This is a genomic window from Geothermobacter ehrlichii, from assembly GCF_008124615.1.
Taxonomy (GTDB): Bacteria; Desulfobacterota; Desulfuromonadia; order Desulfuromonadales; family Geothermobacteraceae; genus Geothermobacter; species Geothermobacter ehrlichii.
Genome location: NZ_VNIB01000001.1, coordinates 120,603 through 137,820, shown reverse-complemented (window position 1 = coordinate 137,820; position 17,218 = coordinate 120,603). Strand labels below are relative to the sequence as shown.

General features: G+C 55.6%; 19 protein-coding genes and 1 pseudogene. 2 read left to right on the top strand and 18 right to left on the bottom strand.

All coding sequences use genetic code 11. The annotated features are described in order from the left end of the window. Positions 1-12: 12 nt before the first annotated feature. From EDC39_RS00595 to EDC39_RS00565, 7 genes are all read right to left on the bottom strand, one after another. Positions 13-540, bottom strand: a complete 528-nt coding sequence (locus EDC39_RS00595; RefSeq protein WP_187426571.1) for a pilus assembly protein PilP — start codon at positions 538-540, stop codon at positions 13-15. Next, a complete protein-coding gene (locus tag EDC39_RS00590; protein WP_148894156.1) occupies positions 537-1,127 on the bottom strand; it encodes a type IV pilus inner membrane component PilO in 591 nt (196 codons plus the stop codon). Before EDC39_RS00590 ends, EDC39_RS00595 begins: the two co-directional genes overlap by 4 nt. A gap of 21 nt (positions 1,128-1,148) precedes the next feature. Continuing rightward, on the bottom strand, positions 1,149-1,697 hold the full coding sequence (locus tag EDC39_RS00585) for a PilN domain-containing protein (RefSeq protein ID WP_148894155.1): 549 nt from the start codon (positions 1,695-1,697) through the stop codon (positions 1,149-1,151). Beyond that, a complete protein-coding gene (pilM, locus tag EDC39_RS00580) occupies positions 1,694-2,749 on the bottom strand; it encodes a type IV pilus biogenesis protein PilM (RefSeq protein WP_148894154.1) in 1,056 nt (351 codons plus the stop codon). The genes EDC39_RS00585 and pilM overlap by 4 nt, the downstream gene beginning before the upstream one ends. A 77-nt stretch (positions 2,750-2,826) precedes the next feature. Continuing rightward, positions 2,827-3,024, bottom strand: coding sequence for a helix-turn-helix transcriptional regulator (locus tag EDC39_RS00575; protein ID WP_148894586.1), 198 nt, complete (start codon positions 3,022-3,024; stop codon positions 2,827-2,829). A 169-nt stretch (positions 3,025-3,193) separates the two neighbouring features. After that, entirely contained in the window at positions 3,194-3,970 is a 777-nt protein-coding gene (locus tag EDC39_RS00570) for a prepilin peptidase (protein WP_148894153.1), read from the bottom strand. Positions 3,971-4,115: 145 nt separating this feature from the next. Further along, positions 4,116-5,198, bottom strand: a complete 1,083-nt coding sequence (locus EDC39_RS00565; protein ID WP_187426570.1) for a glycosyltransferase family 9 protein — start codon at positions 5,196-5,198, stop codon at positions 4,116-4,118. A 106-nt stretch (positions 5,199-5,304) separates the two neighbouring features. Between EDC39_RS00565 and EDC39_RS15490 the strand changes: the two are divergent. Together EDC39_RS15490 and EDC39_RS00550 are read left to right on the top strand one after the other, a co-directional pair. Then, positions 5,305-5,673, top strand: a pseudogene (locus tag EDC39_RS15490) (HEPN domain-containing protein). Beyond that, entirely contained in the window at positions 5,670-6,197 is a 528-nt protein-coding gene (locus tag EDC39_RS00550) for a nucleotidyltransferase domain-containing protein (RefSeq protein ID WP_148894151.1), read from the top strand. Before EDC39_RS15490 ends, EDC39_RS00550 begins: the two are co-directional and overlap by 4 nt. Here the strand turns inward: EDC39_RS00550 and EDC39_RS00545 are convergent. From EDC39_RS00545 to EDC39_RS00495, 11 genes are all read right to left on the bottom strand, one after another. After that, positions 6,189-7,568, bottom strand: coding sequence for a flippase (locus EDC39_RS00545; protein WP_148894150.1), 1,380 nt, complete (start codon positions 7,566-7,568; stop codon positions 6,189-6,191). The genes EDC39_RS00550 and EDC39_RS00545 overlap by 9 nt on opposite strands. Then, complete coding sequence (locus tag EDC39_RS00540) at positions 7,565-8,686, bottom strand: glycosyltransferase family 4 protein (RefSeq protein WP_187426569.1); 1,122 nt, start codon at positions 8,684-8,686, stop codon at positions 7,565-7,567. The genes EDC39_RS00545 and EDC39_RS00540 overlap by 4 nt, the downstream gene beginning before the upstream one ends. After that, positions 8,670-9,734 (bottom strand): glycosyltransferase family 4 protein, encoded by a 1,065-nt coding sequence (locus EDC39_RS00535; RefSeq protein ID WP_148894148.1) that lies wholly within the window; start codon positions 9,732-9,734, stop codon positions 8,670-8,672. Before EDC39_RS00535 ends, EDC39_RS00540 begins: the two co-directional genes overlap by 17 nt. Continuing rightward, positions 9,727-10,572, bottom strand: a complete 846-nt coding sequence (locus EDC39_RS00530; protein ID WP_148894147.1) for a decaprenyl-phosphate phosphoribosyltransferase — start codon at positions 10,570-10,572, stop codon at positions 9,727-9,729. The genes EDC39_RS00535 and EDC39_RS00530 overlap by 8 nt, the downstream gene beginning before the upstream one ends. A 4-nt stretch (positions 10,573-10,576) precedes the next feature. Then, a complete protein-coding gene (locus EDC39_RS00525; RefSeq protein WP_148894146.1) occupies positions 10,577-12,283 on the bottom strand; it encodes a tetratricopeptide repeat protein in 1,707 nt (568 codons plus the stop codon). Further along, the gene (locus EDC39_RS00520; protein ID WP_148894145.1) at positions 12,270-13,151 is read right to left on the bottom strand and encodes an ABC transporter ATP-binding protein; all 882 of its coding nucleotides are present in this window, start codon (positions 13,149-13,151) and stop codon (positions 12,270-12,272) included. Before EDC39_RS00520 ends, EDC39_RS00525 begins: the two co-directional genes overlap by 14 nt. Continuing rightward, entirely contained in the window at positions 13,148-14,008 is an 861-nt protein-coding gene (locus tag EDC39_RS00515) for a hypothetical protein (protein ID WP_148894144.1), read from the bottom strand. The genes EDC39_RS00520 and EDC39_RS00515 overlap by 4 nt, the downstream gene beginning before the upstream one ends. Beyond that, positions 14,005-14,802: an ABC transporter permease gene (locus EDC39_RS00510; RefSeq protein WP_246140142.1), complete on the bottom strand. Its 798-nt coding sequence runs from the start codon at positions 14,800-14,802 to the stop codon at positions 14,005-14,007. Before EDC39_RS00510 ends, EDC39_RS00515 begins: the two co-directional genes overlap by 4 nt. 81 nt (positions 14,803-14,883) lie before the next feature. Further along, the gene (locus tag EDC39_RS00505; protein WP_148894143.1) at positions 14,884-15,219 is read right to left on the bottom strand and encodes a hypothetical protein; all 336 of its coding nucleotides are present in this window, start codon (positions 15,217-15,219) and stop codon (positions 14,884-14,886) included. Positions 15,220-15,269: 50 nt separating this feature from the next. Beyond that, positions 15,270-15,491, bottom strand: a complete 222-nt coding sequence (locus EDC39_RS15685) for a type IV pilin protein (RefSeq protein ID WP_148894142.1) — start codon at positions 15,489-15,491, stop codon at positions 15,270-15,272. Positions 15,492-15,778: 287 nt separating this feature from the next. Then, the gene (locus tag EDC39_RS00495; RefSeq protein WP_281289689.1) at positions 15,779-17,179 is read right to left on the bottom strand and encodes a sigma-54-dependent transcriptional regulator; all 1,401 of its coding nucleotides are present in this window, start codon (positions 17,177-17,179) and stop codon (positions 15,779-15,781) included. Positions 17,180-17,218: the final 39 nt, after the last annotated feature.

The window sequence follows — 17,218 nt, the reverse complement described above, 5'->3', positions numbered from 1 at the left end:
TGCCGGATCATCTTAGACTCCCCTGCGCGGCGGCAGCTTGATCATCTGTTCGTTCACGCGTACCGCCCCGGAAAAATCGTAATACTTCTCACGGACATGAATGCCATCGGTGGTGATCTCGGTGATCACCCCATTGTTCTTGCCGATCTTGACACCCTTTCTGACAATGTAGGACTTGCCGCCGGGAACGGCCACCATGGCGGTCGGCTCTCCCTTGCCGATGATGATGCCGAGAATCCTGAACTGCGGCAGGTCAAACTTCTGCAGGGGCGTCAACGGCGCCTGCTTGCCCTGCACAGGCGTCTTGACCTGAAGCAGGGGAGCGAAGGGATCCCTCATGCCGGCCGGCGAATAGACATACTCCGCTTCGGCCTTTTTCGTTTCGGCAGCCTGGGCCTTGGCCACGACCTTCGGCTTCGGCCGGGGCTTCCTGACCCGGACAGGAGCCGGCGCCGATGACTCTTCCTGACAGCCGGTCAGCAACAGCACCAGACAGCAGGAGATGGCGACAAGAAACGATGGCATTGCAACCCTTTTCATTTCTTTTTCCCCTTGGGAGCTTTTTCGACAAACCTGAAGGTCACCGCAGTACATGAAATGTCGAGAATGGTCTGCCCCCCCTTGCCCCTGGCCGGCTTCAGGCTGAGATTGTGCAGGTTGACAATGCGGGGCAGCTTGGAGACGGCGTAGGAAAAGAGCGCCACCTGATGATAGGTGCCGGACAGGCGTAACGAGACCGGCACTTCGGCGTAGAATCCCCTGTTGACCTCTCCACCGGGCTGAAACCGCACCACGTCGAGCCCGTTGTCCTTGGCCACGGCCGCGATGCTGGTGAGAAGCGACGGAATTTCCTGCCGGTTCGGCAACTCGGTCAGGGCCTCCTCCAGCCGCTTCTTCATCTTTTCGTACTCGGCCCGAAATTTGGGCAGGTTGTTGGCGATGCGCTGATCCTGCTGCAACCGCACCTGCAACCGCTGGTTTTCGGCCTGCAACCGCTTCAGTTCATCCTGTTGCGGCAGAAAAAGAAACCAGACGAAAGCACCGACAATCAGGGCGAGAACGAGAAACAGCAGCAGGACACGCTGGTAAGCAGGCAGCTTGAGTATCTTTTCAACCGTTGGGTTCATGTCTGGTCTCCCGGCCACCGGTCAGTCTTTCGGACGTTCTTTCTGGGCAGCGATATCGAACCGCTGGAGCTTCAATCCATTCTTCGTCATCTGTTCAGTCACCTTGAGACGGATATTTCTGAAATAGGGCGACTTCTCCAGCGCGCGCATGAATTTGGCAACGGTTTCCTCGTTCAGTCCGACCCCTGAAATCTGCACGTTGGGCCCGTTTTCACTGAACTTCGTCAGCCAGAGCTTGGGCGGCAGGCTACGGTTGAGTTCGTCGAGAATGTGCACCGGTCCGCTACGGTTCCTCTTGAGGGTCTGCAGCACCTCCAGCTTGCCGCGCAACTCCTCCTGCATCTTCTTGAACCGTCCGACCTCGCCGATGGTCTTGCGTAACTGGGCGATCCTGCGGTTTTTCTGGTCGATGGCCGCCCGTTCGTTCCTGATCTTGCCGTCCATGGACATGTAGACCGCGGCACACCCCACGACGACCAGAACGACGCTCAGGACAAGAATGACAAGCTGGCTTCGCAGCTGTTCCCGCTTCTGGACAGCCCGGACGGGCAAAAGATTGATGCGTATCATTTGTCGCCCAGCCTCCTCATTCCAAGCCCGACGGCCACAGAGAACAGTGGGGCCACAGCTTCGATATATTCGGGATCGAAATCCTTCTCCGAATAGCTGATACGGTTGAAGGGGTTGAGCAGATCGACCGGAACCCCGAGCCGCTCCTCGATCGCCGCGCGGATGCCCGGCGACCGGGAGACGCCCCCGGTTATGTAGATCTTCTGCACCTTCTCGTCAGCCGTCGTGGCCGTAAAGAAATCGAGGGAGCGCTGAATTTCCTGCACGAGATTGGCCTGGGCGTCCTTGAGCACGTCCTCGACGCTGGCGGGATCGACATCGTGGATTTCTCCCCCCAGCTTGACCCGCTCGGCATCCTCACTGTTCAGGCCGAGCCGCTTCTGCAACTCTTCGTTGTAGCTGTTGCCGCCAACCTGGATGTCGCGGGTGAATACCGAGGCGCCATCCTTGAGAACGTTGACGTTCATCGCGCTTGCCCCCATGTTGATCAGGGCGATGTTCTCCTCTTCATCCTCGCCGTAGTTGATCTCGAAGGCGTTTTCCAGGGCGAAACAGTCGATGTCCATGACTATGGGGGTCAGGCCGCACTCCTGAAACAGAGCCACGTAGTCATTGACAAAATCCTTCTTGGCCGCCACCAGCACAACGTTCATCTGGGACGGATCCTTGGTGTCCTGTCCGAGAATCTGAAAGTCGAGGTTGACTTCGGAAATTTCAAAGGGGATATACTGCTCGGCTTCCCACTGGATGGAGGCCTCCATTTCATCCTCGGTCATGATCGGCAGCTGGATCTTGCGGATGATCACCGAATGGCCGGAAACGGAGGCGGCGACATTTTTTGTCTTGACCTTGTGGCTTTCCACCAGATTCCGGATGGCCTCGACAATGGCCCCCGAATCCATGATGGAATTATCGACGATGGCCTCGGGAGGCAGGGGCAGCAGCCCGAGATTGACCAGCTGATATCCTCCCTTGACGTTCCGCAGCTGGACCAGCTTGACGGAACTGGACCCGATGTCGATTCCGACGAGTTCTTTTTTCTTTCCTAGCATGTGACTCCCCAATCCCGACCTGCGAAGCGTTGATTCACTGGACCCTTGTCAGGTTAGCAAGCGGCATACCAACGTCTCTATTCCGGAAAAACCTCATTCTTGCTGGACAGATCCAGACCGAGCGCGAGAATGATCTTGCGCTTGGTTGCCACCCTGCAGGCCGCCCCCTTTTCGATGCGGTCAATGGTCAAGGGCGACACACCGGCCTTGCGCGCCAGTTCCGCCTTGCTCATCAACTGGGACTCTCGAATTTCTTTTACCCGATTTTTGGCCATAGTAAAGAATCCGGTGAACATAAAATAAGGGAAATTTAGCGTAATTATAGGTCAATTAGATATCATGTCAAGCAAATTAAATGAACCTGCTCACACCTCCAGATGCTGTACATGCAAAAAGAAACAATCACAACATGTGGCATACCGAACCGTTCTCGACCGATCAGGTTCAGAAGAGAGAAAGGTACCAGTGAAAGATTTTTTCACCCCAGAAAAGCTGAATGAGCGCCCCAAGGGAAAGGAAGGGGCCGAAAGGCAGAGCCAGCTTGCCGTCGGCCTTTTGCGCCAGCATCAGCGGAATGCCGACGGCGGATCCGGCAAAGGAAGAAAAAAGGATGACCGGCAGCACGGCCTGCCAGCCGAGAAAGGCTCCGATCATGGCCAGAAGCTTCACATCACCGCCACCCATCCCCTCCTTGCCGGTCAGCAGCCGATAGACGCCAGCCACCAGCAGCAGGCTGCCGCCTCCGGCCAGGACACCCAGCAGGGAGTCGACCCACGACAGCCAGGGGAGCAGAAAAGAAGCAGCAAATCCGGCCACGATGCCGGGCAGGCTGATCACGTCGGGAATGATCTGGTGATCGAGGTCGATAAAGGTTATGACGACCAGGGCAGCGGCGAAAAACCAGTAGACCGGCGTGCCCCAGCTGAAACCGAAACTTTTCAGCACCAGCAGGAACAGCCCCCCGGTCAGTGCCTCGACCAGCGGATAGCGAACGGCGATGCGCATGCCGCAGCCGGCGCAGCACCCTCGCAGCAACAGCCAGCTGAGCAGGGGGATGTTTTCATACCAGCGGATCGGACGACCGCAGCCCGGACATCGGGATCCGGGCGAGACGATCGACTCGCCCGCCGGGATGCGATGGATGCAGACATTGAGAAACGACCCGATGCAGGCTCCCAGCACAAAAGCCGACGCAAGAAGAAAATAGTAGACAGGGGGCAAGGCGGCCTCACTTACAATGGCAGGTTCTGTACAAGATCAGAGCAGATCCGCGAAGATCCGCCCCTCCTTTTTCCGCAAATCGTTTTTTCGAACATTAGAAGCACTGAAACGGCAGTGTCAAGAAACCGTCCGGAAAGCCTACCCTTCACCGTCCTCCGCCGGACAGGGACGCCACCCCCCGCAGCACTTCCTCCACGGATATCTCCTGAATGCACCTCGCTCCGACAGGACAATCGGGCGTGTAACCGAAGCGGGTACAGGGCGAACAGTCAAGGTGCCGCCGAATCACGACATGCCTGTCTCCCCGCGGCGCCCACTTCTCGGCGATGCCGGGACCAAAGAGCGAAACGGTAGGCACCCCGAGTCCGACCGCCAGATGCAACACTCCGGAATCGCCCGAAACCAGCATCTGCGCCTGCGACAGAACCGCCGCGCTCCCTGCCAGCGAGGTCCGTCCCGCCAGGTTCAGCCCCGGCGCCAGGCCTTCGACAATGAAATCGCCGACCTCGCGATCCTCCGGCCCGCCGACAACGACCGCCGCCCTTCCCTGTTGGACAATCGCCGCCGCCAGCTCGCGAAACTTCGCCCCTCCCCAGCGACGCTCGGCAATACTGGCGCCGGGAAAGAGCGCCACAAAGGGGCGGCCGCCCAGTCCGGAAAGAAGCTTCGCGACCTCTTTCCTGGCAGCCTCAGGCACCGTCAGAAAAGGCATTTCGACCGGGCCCGGCGAAATGCCCAGCGACGCCAGCAGGTCGAAAAAACTGTCAGCCTCGTACCGGTCGTGACGGTAATCGACAGCATGACCGAACATCCGCCGGCGCTCGTTGGTGCCAAAACCAATCTTCAGTCGTGAACGGATCAGTCGGACAACCACAGCCGACAGCCGGTGCCACTGCTCGGTGTCGATGACAACATCGTACCTGCGCCGCAACACCCGCAGCAAGGTTCCTCCCCGGTCATAGCAGTCGACCCGTTCGACAGCCGGACAGAGGCCGAACACCTGGGCGTTGCGTCGCTCGGCGAGAACGTCGATACGACAGGAGGGAAACTTTTCCTTCAGCGCCAGGATGGCCGGAGACAGCAGCACGGCATCACCAATCCCGCCCGGGCGGATAAGAAGGATGGATCCGGGATCCTGCCCGCCGGTTTCCGGGTCGACTTGCGGTAACAGATTGACCAGCAGTCGTCCGACACAGGCATCAGCTTTTTTCAGGACATCAATCCGCACCAGATCACATCGACCAAGTCAATCGACAAAAAGACGGCCGCCTTTTACTTTGGGAATGAACGATTACGTAACCTATTTACCAATCGAGGGACCTCCATGAACCGCTATACCAACTGGCTCAACTAGGCACGCAACGACCTCGACTGGGCCCGCCACAGTCTTCAGGGAGTTTTTTGCTCAAACTTGCTTCATCGCGCAACAAGCCAGTAAAAAAGCGCTCAAAGCTTGGTGCTTCAAGCTCGGCTATGACATCATTCGGACACATTCCCTCTTTCAAACCGTTAAAACCCTCGGTGAAAACGGATGACTGGAAAAACACGCCCGTCAGCTCGACCTGTACTATTTGACCGACCGCTATCCCGATGCCATTCCGGCCGGCGCCCCCTTCGAAGTCATCACCAAAGAACAGGCCCAGCAAGCCCTGGACGCGGCACAAGCCATCTTCGACGAAATCCGCAGGCGTATCGAATCGTGAAAATCCTCGACAAGAGCCGACCGGCCGTCAGCCTGCTTGACTACTCCATGACAGACATCGTCGACCGACTCAGGCAAGCCCTCGAACTTCCCGAAGTCGAAGCTGCCTACCTCTTCGGCTCTCTGGTTCGGGGCAAGGTTCACGCCTGGTCGGACATCGATCTGCTCGTTGTCGCGAATGTCGATCTCCCCTTCGTCGAGCGGCCAAAGCACTTCAGCGCTCTGCTTGAACAACTTCCCTTTGCGCTCGATCTGTGGTCTACACCCCGGAGGAATTCGCCAAACTTTCTACCAGCGAAACGGGATTCTGGAAAAGTTTTCGGAAAAACAACTTACGCATCAGGTGATAACTATCTCTGTACATCCAGACCAGTCGCTCGTCCCTCGCTGCCAGGCTGCGTAGGGGGCGGCATCGTAACACCTAAAAAACGGTCTCGAAAACTTTTCCATAATCGAAACCGAAGGGAGGAAACTGCCCCAGAAATCGGCTCAAGCGCCCTGTTTCAGTTCACGCAACTACGATAATCGTTCTTTCTCACGCAGTGTCCAAAAAAAACCAGCGCTGATCAGCACCACAGCGACCATCGAGGTCACGTAAAAATGCCCTCTACCGACGACAAGAACCACCAACATGACAATCGAAGCAACGAAACTGCGGACAAGCTTTTGGCTAAACGGAACGACACGCTGGTAATGATAACAGAAGCCATAACCTGCAAAAATAACAAACATTTCGCAGATCACTGTAGCACAGGCCGCCCCAAGGAAACCCCAGGTTTTGATTAACCAGAAATTCAGAGCAACATTCAGCGCCAAGGTTGTCGCGCTGATAATCATCCCCGTTTTCTGGCGGCCGAGAATAACGAGAGCATAGCCGGAAAGATGACTGAGAAAAACCCCCACCCCTGCCCAAACGAGAATCCTTAACGCCGCCGCGGCCGGTTGATAGGTCGACGAATAGATCAGGGTGATGATGTCCTCGGCGAACCACCCCACCCACAGGGCGATCGGGAGGGCGAGAAACAGCATCAGGTGGAAAACATACCGAAACAGCTTGGAAAAATCCTCTTTCTCGGTGGCCAGAGCACGGGTCAGGATCGGCATGAAAGTCATCATGATGGCATGCGGCACAAAACACATCAGGTTCAGCAGCCGGTAAGCGGCACCATAGAAGGCCACTCCCTCGGTGCCAACCATCTTGGCGACCATCACCATATCGACATTAAAATAGTAAGCCGTAATGACCCCGGAGATTCCCTGAGGGAGTGATTCCCTGACCAGATAGAAGACCATCCTCCTGTCGGGCAAGCCCAGGTTCATCTCCCGGCGCAAATACAGGAAAGCGAGGGCATAAACCACAAAAAGCGAGCCGACCTGAACCAGAACGATAACCGGCAGCCCCAACCCAGCCCAGATCATTGCCATGACACCCGACAAACCGACAAGGCCGGCCACTATCTGTATCCCAGCCCATACCAGCATGCGATGGCTGACAATGAGCAGAATATCGAGCGTACCGAGAACTAAATTAAACAGACCCAGCGATGTCAGGATAATGACCGTTTGCTGCCTCGCATCATTCCCCAGCCACAGAGCGAAAGACACTGCCCCGCCAAATGCCAGTACAGCCATCAGCAGTTTGACCGCGATAACCGATGAAAAAATAGCCGGGCCTTTCTCAGGAGTGCGCGCGATCTCCCTGATGGCAATGGTATTCAATCCGATCTCGACAACCGGCGAAAAGAAGGCAAGGACTGTAAAAGAGAGCGTATAAACGCCAAAATCCTCGACACTGACATAGCGGGAAAGTTGGGTAATGAGGACCAGCCCCAGTACGCTGCAGACGATGCGGCTCGCAACCTGCGCAGAGATTTCGATCGAAAGTTTGCCTTTCATGAGCTCAGGCCGGCTTTACACAGCCTCAGTATCTCCCGGGCGGTCTTCTCCCAGGAAAATTCTCGGCACCTGGCCAGTGATTTACGCTTCATTTCTGCCCGTTGCCATTCATCTCCCAGAATCGTGCGCAACGCATCGCCGATCCCCTTCGCATCCCGAGGATTGACCAGCATGGCGGCATCGCCGACCACTTCCGGAAGAGAGGTCGAGTCAGCCGCCAACACCGGCACGCCGCAGGCCATAGCCTCGAGCACCGGCAAGCCGAATCCCTCGTATTCCGAAACGAAGGCAAACAGGGCCGCACCGCTATAAAGCAAGCCCAGGTCGCCATAGGGTACATAATCGAGAAGTTTGACCCGGTCGGAAACCTTGTAACGTGCCGCCGTACTTTTTATTTGTGCGATCTGCGTCGGTATTTTGCTGCCGGCCAGGACCAGATCATGGGGGAATGAATCGCGGACCCGCGCAAACCCCTCGATCAGCCGGGCCACATTCTTCCGCGGGCTACTGTTGCCAACATAGAGGAGATACCCGCCTGGCGTCAGACCATATTTTTCCAACCCCGCAAGATCGTTCCGCGGCCGGAAATTCTCACGGTCGTACCCCTCACTGACGACGACCACTTTCGCCGGGTCGAGCGCGTAATGTCGGAGCAGATCCTGCCGCGTATAGTCAGATACGGCGATGACGGTTGTCGCCTGGTCGAAAATTTTCGGCAGGCGGTAGCGGAAGTTCCAGCGCACCATTCGAGGAGCGTCTTCCGGAAAAACCAGTGGAATGATGTCGTGTACGGTAAGGATATGCGGCACCGGGCTACCACAGAGACCGTTTGGGATCGTCGTGTAGAGGATATCGACCCCCTCCTTCTTTATCAGGCGGGGAAGAATCCACTGAACCCAAAGCGGGCGAAGCTGAAAAAGCTGGTTGCCTAGAAATCGGAACGGCTGCATCACCCGGCGCACCTGCTCCGGGCGCAGATTCAACCGAGAATCGTCGACCGTCCAAACGACAATGTTGTCGTGGATTTTTGCCAGTTCGTTAATGACGTTGATGCTGTAGATCCCCAGCCCCGTCGGTCGAGCGGTATAGATGGTGGTCGCGTCAATCCCGATGCGCACAGGCCCCTCCCGGCAAGGATTCAAGCACGTCAGCAAACGCATCGCAGCTCCGCCGCAGATCATAGCGCCCGGCAACCGCAAACCCCTCTCTTCGATCGGCGGCCAGCCGTTCCGGGTCGTTCACCAGCCCGACAATCTCTCTCACCATGGCTTCAACGTCACCGATGCCGGTTTGGTGAATACAACCATAGTTACAGGCATAGGGAACAGCGTCGGTCGTCACCACCACACTGCCGCATGCCATCGCCTCCAGCGGGAAAAGACCAAACCCTTCGTGCCGCGACGGATAAAAGAAAATATCGACGCTACTCAGGATCTGTCGCAGGCGGCTATCATCAACCACACCGAATTGACGAACCGGAAAGCTGAAATCCCCACGCAAGGAATCACCACAGACCCACAATTCGATCTGATCGGAAATCTCGTCGGACAGTCGTGCGAAAACCTGCAAGGCTAAATCGTATCCCTTACGATAATGATCGCCCCGTGACATAAAAAAGATCGCACGCCTCTTCCCTTTGGCAGCCAATAGATCGCTATCCGGTTCATGATGGAAGATTCTGAGATCTATCCCATTAACTACTGTGAAGCAGTTTTTGGCGCCATAACGCTGGCGAAAAGCTTCGGTCAAATGCTTGTAGACCGCGATGCAGAAACCGTCTTTTCGAAAAAAACGACGATAGAGCTTATCGACAATCCATCGATTGAAAGGTTTTCCGTAGTACTCCACATCATCGGCTTGGGCGAAATAGACGAGATGGCCACGACATCGTAACAAAGGAGTCAGATGAATGATGTCTACAATGGTAATTGCATGCCGCAATCTGCAAACAGATGTCCAGGCAAGAAAACCAATTCGTCCTGGCCAAGGGATCTTTTTGCGGACGATTTTCGAAGAGACGTGAAATACAGTTTTGTCAACCGATGTGTAAAGTGTGACGCTATGCCCGATATCAGCCAGATGGTTCGCATATTCGATCACCATACGGTCACCACCGCGATTCAACAGCGAATACCGGTAAAATGCGATATCGAGCGACTTACCCATAAACACTCCATCCAACAACAACAACCCACCCGACGCCAGCGATGAAAAGGCAGGGATCCATGAGCAAAGCCCGGGTCGGATCGCCTCCCCTGCCCGACAAAACCCTCCTCCAGAATGCCAGCAGGCCAAAACAGCTCAGCGGGATGACCCAGATCGTGCTCTGGTGACTGATGACATACATCGTGTAGGTGACAAGGACCGCGGATCCGGACAGCAACATGCATCCTTCCAGGAATCCCTGCGGATAACAGGCCAGAACCGAACGGATCCTTTCCGGCGCCTCCCCACCCTCATGACGCAATTCGCTGAGTCTTTTGCCACTGACCAGAAAAAGCGCCAGCAGAAAAACGCTGAGGAACAGCCAGTCGGAAATCGCCACCCCATAGGCCTCGCCGCCGGCCAGAAGTCGCAAAAGAAAACCGCTGACCACGCAAAAGAGCTCGACCAGCGGCATGTCCTTCAGCCATAATGAATAAACGAGTGAAACACCGAGATACAGCAACAGAAACACCAGAAACCGGGCAGACACCCACCAGGCGCCGGCAACCGCCCCTGCCGCAAAAACAACCGCCAAAACCACAGCCAGACGAACCCCAATCCTCCCCGCCGCCAGGGGGCGGTGTTTTTTGCGGGCATGAAGTCTGTCCTGCTCGACATCGCAGATATCATTGACAATGTAGGTGGCACTCGAGCCAAGGCAGAAAGCAACGAGGGGCCAAAGCAACTGTCCTGACGAGTAATGCCCCCCCAAGAGCGTCCCCCCCAGAAAAGGCGGAAACAGCAGCATCAGGTTCTTGAGCCACTGGTGCGGCCGAAGAAGTTGAAAATAGGCTTTCATCTGTTCAGTTCTGTTGCAATCGAGACACCAATTTTGCTGCCGCCAATTTGTAGTGGCTGCCAGCTGGAGCCCGTAGCGCAGCCGCTTTGAAATGCTCCAGAGCCCTGGTCCTGTCTCCTGCCTTCAACAGCAGTTGTCCATACCGATAATCGTAAAAAGGGTCGGCCTTGCGAAAGGTCAACACCCGATAAGTATCCAGCAACTGTTTCATAACACCGTCATCCGCTGATTTAGAAAACCTTATCTCGTCGATCCTTGCCAGCATTTTTAGCGCTTCAATATTAGCCGATGACTTGTCAGTACATATTTGAAGTATTTCCTTCCGTGCCTCGTCGTATTCACCTAGTTTCAAATAAATACGTGCTTGATTGATGTAAAGCAGCGGAGATGACGTTGCCTTCTTTTTGCCTTCCGCCAAAACCTTTTCCGCAGCTTTCAAATCACCTGCGTTTATCAATGCTATCGCCAGCTCATTATTCATGGCAGCAAACTCTGGTGATTTAACTTTGGTATCGGCATAGAGACGCGCATTGTCCTGCCAGACGAAATTGCGTTCGACGGTCGCTACCGTCATGGGCAAGAGTAAAACGGCCAGGCAACCCACGACGACAGTTTCTCGACGCATTGACAATGAAATATCCCGCAGCAGATGTGCCAGGCCCGTCACCAGAAAAACCGTCGCCAGATAGACATATCTCTCCGCCAACGGCGTCCAGGCAATGTTGGTCAAGGCAATCAACACTCCGGGAAATACCAGATAAAAGCTGACGGCTACCAGATCGAGCCCCAGCAGCCGCCTGCGTAGCATGAACACCATGGCCGCCACCGCCGCTATCCCGACCCACACATAGGCATCCGAGGCGCTGACAATGGCGAAATTCAGCGGCAACGGATAAAACATTTTCTTGACGTAAAACCCGAATGCCTTGAAGAAGACCCGAACCGTGTCAAACAGGCCATAGTCGTAACGGTGTAGCAACGCAGAGAACCCGGCACCAAGGCCATATTTCTGGATTCTCAGACCAAAATAGAGCAACCCCGCAAAGACAAAGGGCGACAGGAATACCGTCACCGCCTGCCGACACCAAGCAGTGCCGTGCGTTGCCGGAGATAGCCGGCAAAGCAGAAAAGCCCCCGGCGGCAGAAAAAAAACCATGATTTCCTTGGACATGATGGCCAGAATCATGGCCCCCACCCCCAGGATGACAAAACCCAGATTCCGGCGGCGATTAGCAGCCACAATCGCCAGGGTCGCCAGAAGCACAAAAAAGCATCCGAGCAGATCGGTACGACCGGAAATCCAGTCGACCGACTCGGTCACGATCGGATGAACGGCAAACAGCAATCCGGCGAGCAACGGCCAGGGTCCGGGCTCTCCCTCTTCATCCCCGACCTTCAGCAAGGACTCCGTCAAAAGAAAAATCAGGCAGGCATTGGCGGCGTGAATCAGGATGTTGACAAGATGATAGAAGGAAGGTTCCTGCCCCCACAACATGTAGTCGACCACAAAGGTCAACATCAGCAGAGGGCGGTAGTAAAACCCCGGCGTCGGCAAAAAAAGCGCCCAGGGGCTCTTCTCGGCCATCACCTCGAGATCGTAGAACATGCGCCAGTCATCGACCGAATTGATGCCGGCAAAGATGGCCGGGTAGAAAACACCGCAAACGACAAAAACAAGAAAGAGAAGCTGGAAGCCCCTACTTATTCGCATCCGAGTCTCCCCTGATCGTTTCCAGAAAAAAGTCTTCCAGGTTCTGCCGCACCGGCTCGATGCGCTCGACCTGAAAATCGGCCTGCAGCAGAGTCTCGAGGGTCGTTTTCAGCTCGGACGGCGAAACCAGTCGCTGGCTGTGTTCGTCGCCTGGGGAGCTCCCATGGATGCGATATCCTTCGATCCGCTCGTGAAGCAGGGAATCGACCGATTCCAGGGCCCGCAAACGCCCCCCGGCCAGAACAGCCAACCGGTCACAGACTTCCTCGACATCGGCAGTGATGTGGGTGCTGAAAAAAACCGTTTTCCCTTTCTTTTTCAGTTCCCGGATAATTTTTTTGACCAGCGCCCGACCGACCGGATCGAGGCCGCTCATTGGTTCGTCGAGAATATACAGATCGGGGTCATGCAACAAAGCCTGGGCCAGTCCGAGACGCTGCACCATGCCCTTGCTGTAACCCCGAATGGGCCGCCTGGCGGCCTGCTCCAGCTCGAGCAATGAAAGAACCCGTTCCGACTCCCGGCGGATATCCTGTTTGTTCATGCCATAGACGCGGCCAACAAGATCCAGGTATTCAAGGGCGGTCATGAAGTGAAAAAAAGACGGGTTTTCAGGCAGGTAGCCCACCCGGCCTCGAGCTTCCGGCGAGACGGCCGGCACACCGAAAATTTTCGCATCGCCGGCACCGGGACGAATCTGCCCGGTGAGAATCTTGATCGTGGTGCTCTTGCCGGCGCCATTGGGCCCGAGAAAACCGAAGACTTCACCGGCAGCGACATGCAACGTCAAATCGGTGAGAGCGACAACCCTGGCCCCACGCTTGCCGCGATAGGTTTTGCAGAGACGTTCGATATCGATGGCGTTCATGGCTGATGCTCGTACTTCTTTTGGACGGAAGCAAAGGAACTGGTCGAACGCACTTTGCCGTTCGGCTCGAGATAGAACCGGCCACCATAGGGGTCGTCCGGAATCGCATCGATCAAACCGGTTGTGACGAGCTCATCCAGATTGCCCGGAAGCCGACTGAAACGCTGACGAAAGGAATCGACGGCCGCCTCCAGTCGCTGAACCTTCTCCAGGGCCTCCAGCCGCATGGCAAATGCCTTTTTCACCTTGGGGTCCCGCTCCTTTTTGACCATCGAGCGCAAAAAAACGATCCCCAGCTCATTGTGTCCCGCCTCGTAAAAATAACGTGCCGCCAGTTTGGTAAAAAGCGAACTGCCCGACAACTCGGCCGCCCGTTTCATGTCATCACCGGCGGTCCGATAATCCTTGAGAAAATAAGCGGCATTGAACGCCCGGAAAAACGGCAGGTACCAGTCCCAGGTGCGGTATTTCATGCCGTAAGCGAGCAGACGGTTGACATCCCTGGCGTGTCCAACCTCCCAGGTAAAGGCCGCCTGAGCGAAATAGTAGGCATCCATGTTGTATGGATCGAGTCTTATCGCAGTCTCGATCATGCGGTACATGTTGTAGTATTCAGGCGGGATGACAACCCGGTTCTGCCACTGCTCGATCAGCGATCCGAAATAGAACAGAACCTTCAGCACCGCCATCTCGGCCACCAGCGGCTTCTGGTCGCCCACCGTATAACGCAGAACCGTTCCTTCCGGTAGGTAGCCAAGCTTGACCGCTACCGGCCTGGTATCCATGTACTGCTTCAGCGGCAGCAGAAGCGCCGCATAAATGGACACCAACAGAACAAGGGGAATCCAGCTCTTCATTGCAGTTCCCTGCGATCGAAAACCTTGACCGCCAAGACAAGAAGAATGCCGGTGTAAACCACGAAATAAATCGCGGCGTACAGCAACCCTTTCACGGGAATTGTCAGGCCGTAAATGGCCTGTACCTTGAAATCAAAGACGGCAAAATTAGGCAACAGGTAACAAAAGAACTGAGTAGCAACACGCAACAAGGCGGGAAGTTGACGCCCTGCCTCGGTTGCCAAATATTCGAGTACTTCCTGCGAAGCAGTACCAGCAAGATAAACAGCAATGGTTCCGAAAATAGGCAGAAAAAAAGACGTGCTCAGGGCTGAAAAGACAAAGGCAACAGCAGCCAGTAAGATGTATTTCAGAACATCGCCAGTAATCGCAATTAACAGGTTAAACCAGCTAAAGTTCAATGCCGAAGACATCTCCCCTCGACAAATAGCAACCACCATACAAACCATCGATCCGAGCAGCACACCTGTCATCAACAAAAACAGCGCCAAACCAACAAATCGGCCACATAAATAAATTGCCCGCGGCAAAGGCAATCCCAGGAGAGTAGCCGTATAACGTTTTTCAACGTCACGCCAGATTGCTGATGCCCCCATCAACGTTGCCAAAATCAACAGAACAAAAGACATCATACTCAGGGAGAGTGTAATAGAGAGTTCCCGAACTTGGCGCATTGAAAACAAACTGAGCACTGGGGTTAATAGCACCATCAACAATGCGGTTACAAGCAAAGAGTGGAGTACCCGATCGCGCACCGCGCCTTTCAATGTTATTTTGATGATTTCTTTCAGCATGTGAGTCAATTCAAAGGCAAACTGAAACGGGGTGCACCAGTGTGCACCCCGTTTCGGACAAACCACAGACTCTAACAAAGCTCAGAGCGCATTCCAGTTGCTGTCAAAAGCTGCCGACGCTGTTCCGGTGGGGGCACTCGGCGGATCCTGTTGAGTGCCATCATACCAGAAGATCTGGGCATCCCCCGAGGAACTGGCGAAGGTTCGGGTACCGCTGGAATGATAGGTTGCAACTGAGTAACCAAGTCCATTGGTTGCAGCGTCGTAATTGAGACTGACATTATTGGAAAGCTTGATAGTCAGGTCGTCATCGTTGGTATCAGTCAGGGCAAAATCCCCACTTTTCCAGGTCGCAGCCATGGCAAAACCAGTTGAAAACACCATCATCAAAGCAGCAAGAAGTGCTATTTTTTTCATCATATCCTCCACAGTTCGTTTACGTTTGTGTCCAACAGCCTATCCTCTGTTTAGGAGTCGGTATCGGGGTAATGCTGAAAATCAGCGTAGTACGATTCCAAATTGGTTTTACTGTTTTTCAGATCCGACTGAGCTGCGCTGTTGTAGGCCTTCTGGCGATATTGTGCGAACTGCGGGATGGCGATGGCGGCCAGGATGCCGATGATCGCCACGACGATCAGCAGCTCGATGAGGGTGAAACCCTTCTGGTTCTTGCGGAACTTCTTGAGCATGTTCCTTCTCCTTTCTTTTGCTTGGTTATTGATCCTTTCCAGGACTCGGTCAGGACTCGGTTGACAAAACCACGAAATTCATTGACGTGCATTTCATCGACCGTGACGGTCGAAAAGTTTAGCATTTTGCGTTTGGCCTGCAATATAGCAAGGGCGGTGCCAAGTTTACAAGGATTTATTAAGGAGATCTAGACCTCGGGAATCCCCGGCTTTTTACGGCAACCGCCCCACGGGGGCGACACCTTCGCCCCCCCTCCCGGTGACAAGCAGCGTCACCCGATCTGCGCTTATTCGTCACCGGCAGTCTCGTCATCCTCTCCCAGCCCGAACTTGGCCAGACGGTAGCGCATCGAACGGAAGGAGATGCCGAGCAGCTCGGCGGCCTTCTTGCGCACCCCGCCCGTGCGGTCGAGAGCCTTGAGCAGAATCTCCTTTTCGATGTCGGCCAGGTACCGTTCGAGGTCGAGCCCGTTCTCGGGGATGTCGGTCAGGCTTTCGCTGCGCCCCCGACCGGCGTTCAGCATCTGCTCGGGCAGCGCGTCGCAGGTCAGGGGACCGTCGGCCGTTCCCAGCACGGTGCAGCGTTCGACCACGTTCTCCAGCTCGCGGATGTTGCCAGGCCAGGCATAGTCGAGCAGATGGCGCATGGCGGTGTCGTCGATCTGCGGCATCGGCCGTCCGGTGTACTTTTCGAAGAAATGGTTGATCAGAAGCGGAATGTCTTCGCGGCGCTGCCGCAGGGGCGGCAGGTCGATGCGGATGACGTTGAGCCGGTAGAAGAGATCTTCACGGAACCGCCCTTCGGCGACTTCGCTTTCCAGGTCCTTGTTGGTGGCGGCAATGATGCGGACATCGACCGAAATGTTTTTCGTGCCGCCGACCCGGCGGATCTCCCGGTCCTGCAGCACCCGCAGCAGCTTGACCTGCATCATCGGCGGCAGCTCGCCGATCTCGTCGAGAAACAGGGTGCCGCCGGCGGCGACCTCGAACAGGCCTTCCTTCCTCTGCACCGCCCCGGTGAACGATCCCTTTTCGTGTCCGAACAGCTCGCTCTCCAGCAGGTTTTCTGGAATGGCGCCGCAGTTGATCGGCACGAAGGCCTCGCCGGCCCGGTCGCTGCTGAAGTGGATGGCGCGGGCCACCATCTCCTTGCCGGTGCCGCTTTCGCCTGTGATCAGCACATTGACCCGGCTGCCGGCCACCTTTTCCACCAGGTCGTAGACCACGCGCATGGCCTTGCTCTTGCCGATCAGGTTGTGAAAGGAATAGCGGTCCTGCAGTTCTCGTCGCAGCTGGCGATTCTCGCGCCGCAGTTCACGCCGCTCGAGAGCGTTCTTGACGATCAGGCGGATTTCGTCGTTCTTGAACGGTTTGGTGATGTAGTCGTAGGCACCGAGTTTCATCGCCTCGACCGCCTGCTCGGTCGAGGAAAAGGCGGTGATCATGATGACGATGGTTTCGGGAAGATGCTCAAGCACATGCTTCAAAACGCCGAAACCGTCAACACGCGGCATCTGGATATCGGTTATCACCAGGTCGAAATTCCCCCGGCGCAGCATGTCGATGCCCTGTCCCCCGTCCTGGGCCGACTCCACGTCGTAACCCTCGCGGCTCAGCATGATGCCGAGAAACTCGCGCATGCTTTCTTCGTCGTCGACAATCAGAATTCTGTGGGGGGATGTGGTCAATGTCGCCTCCTGTACGTCAGACAAATGGTTTGCCAGATG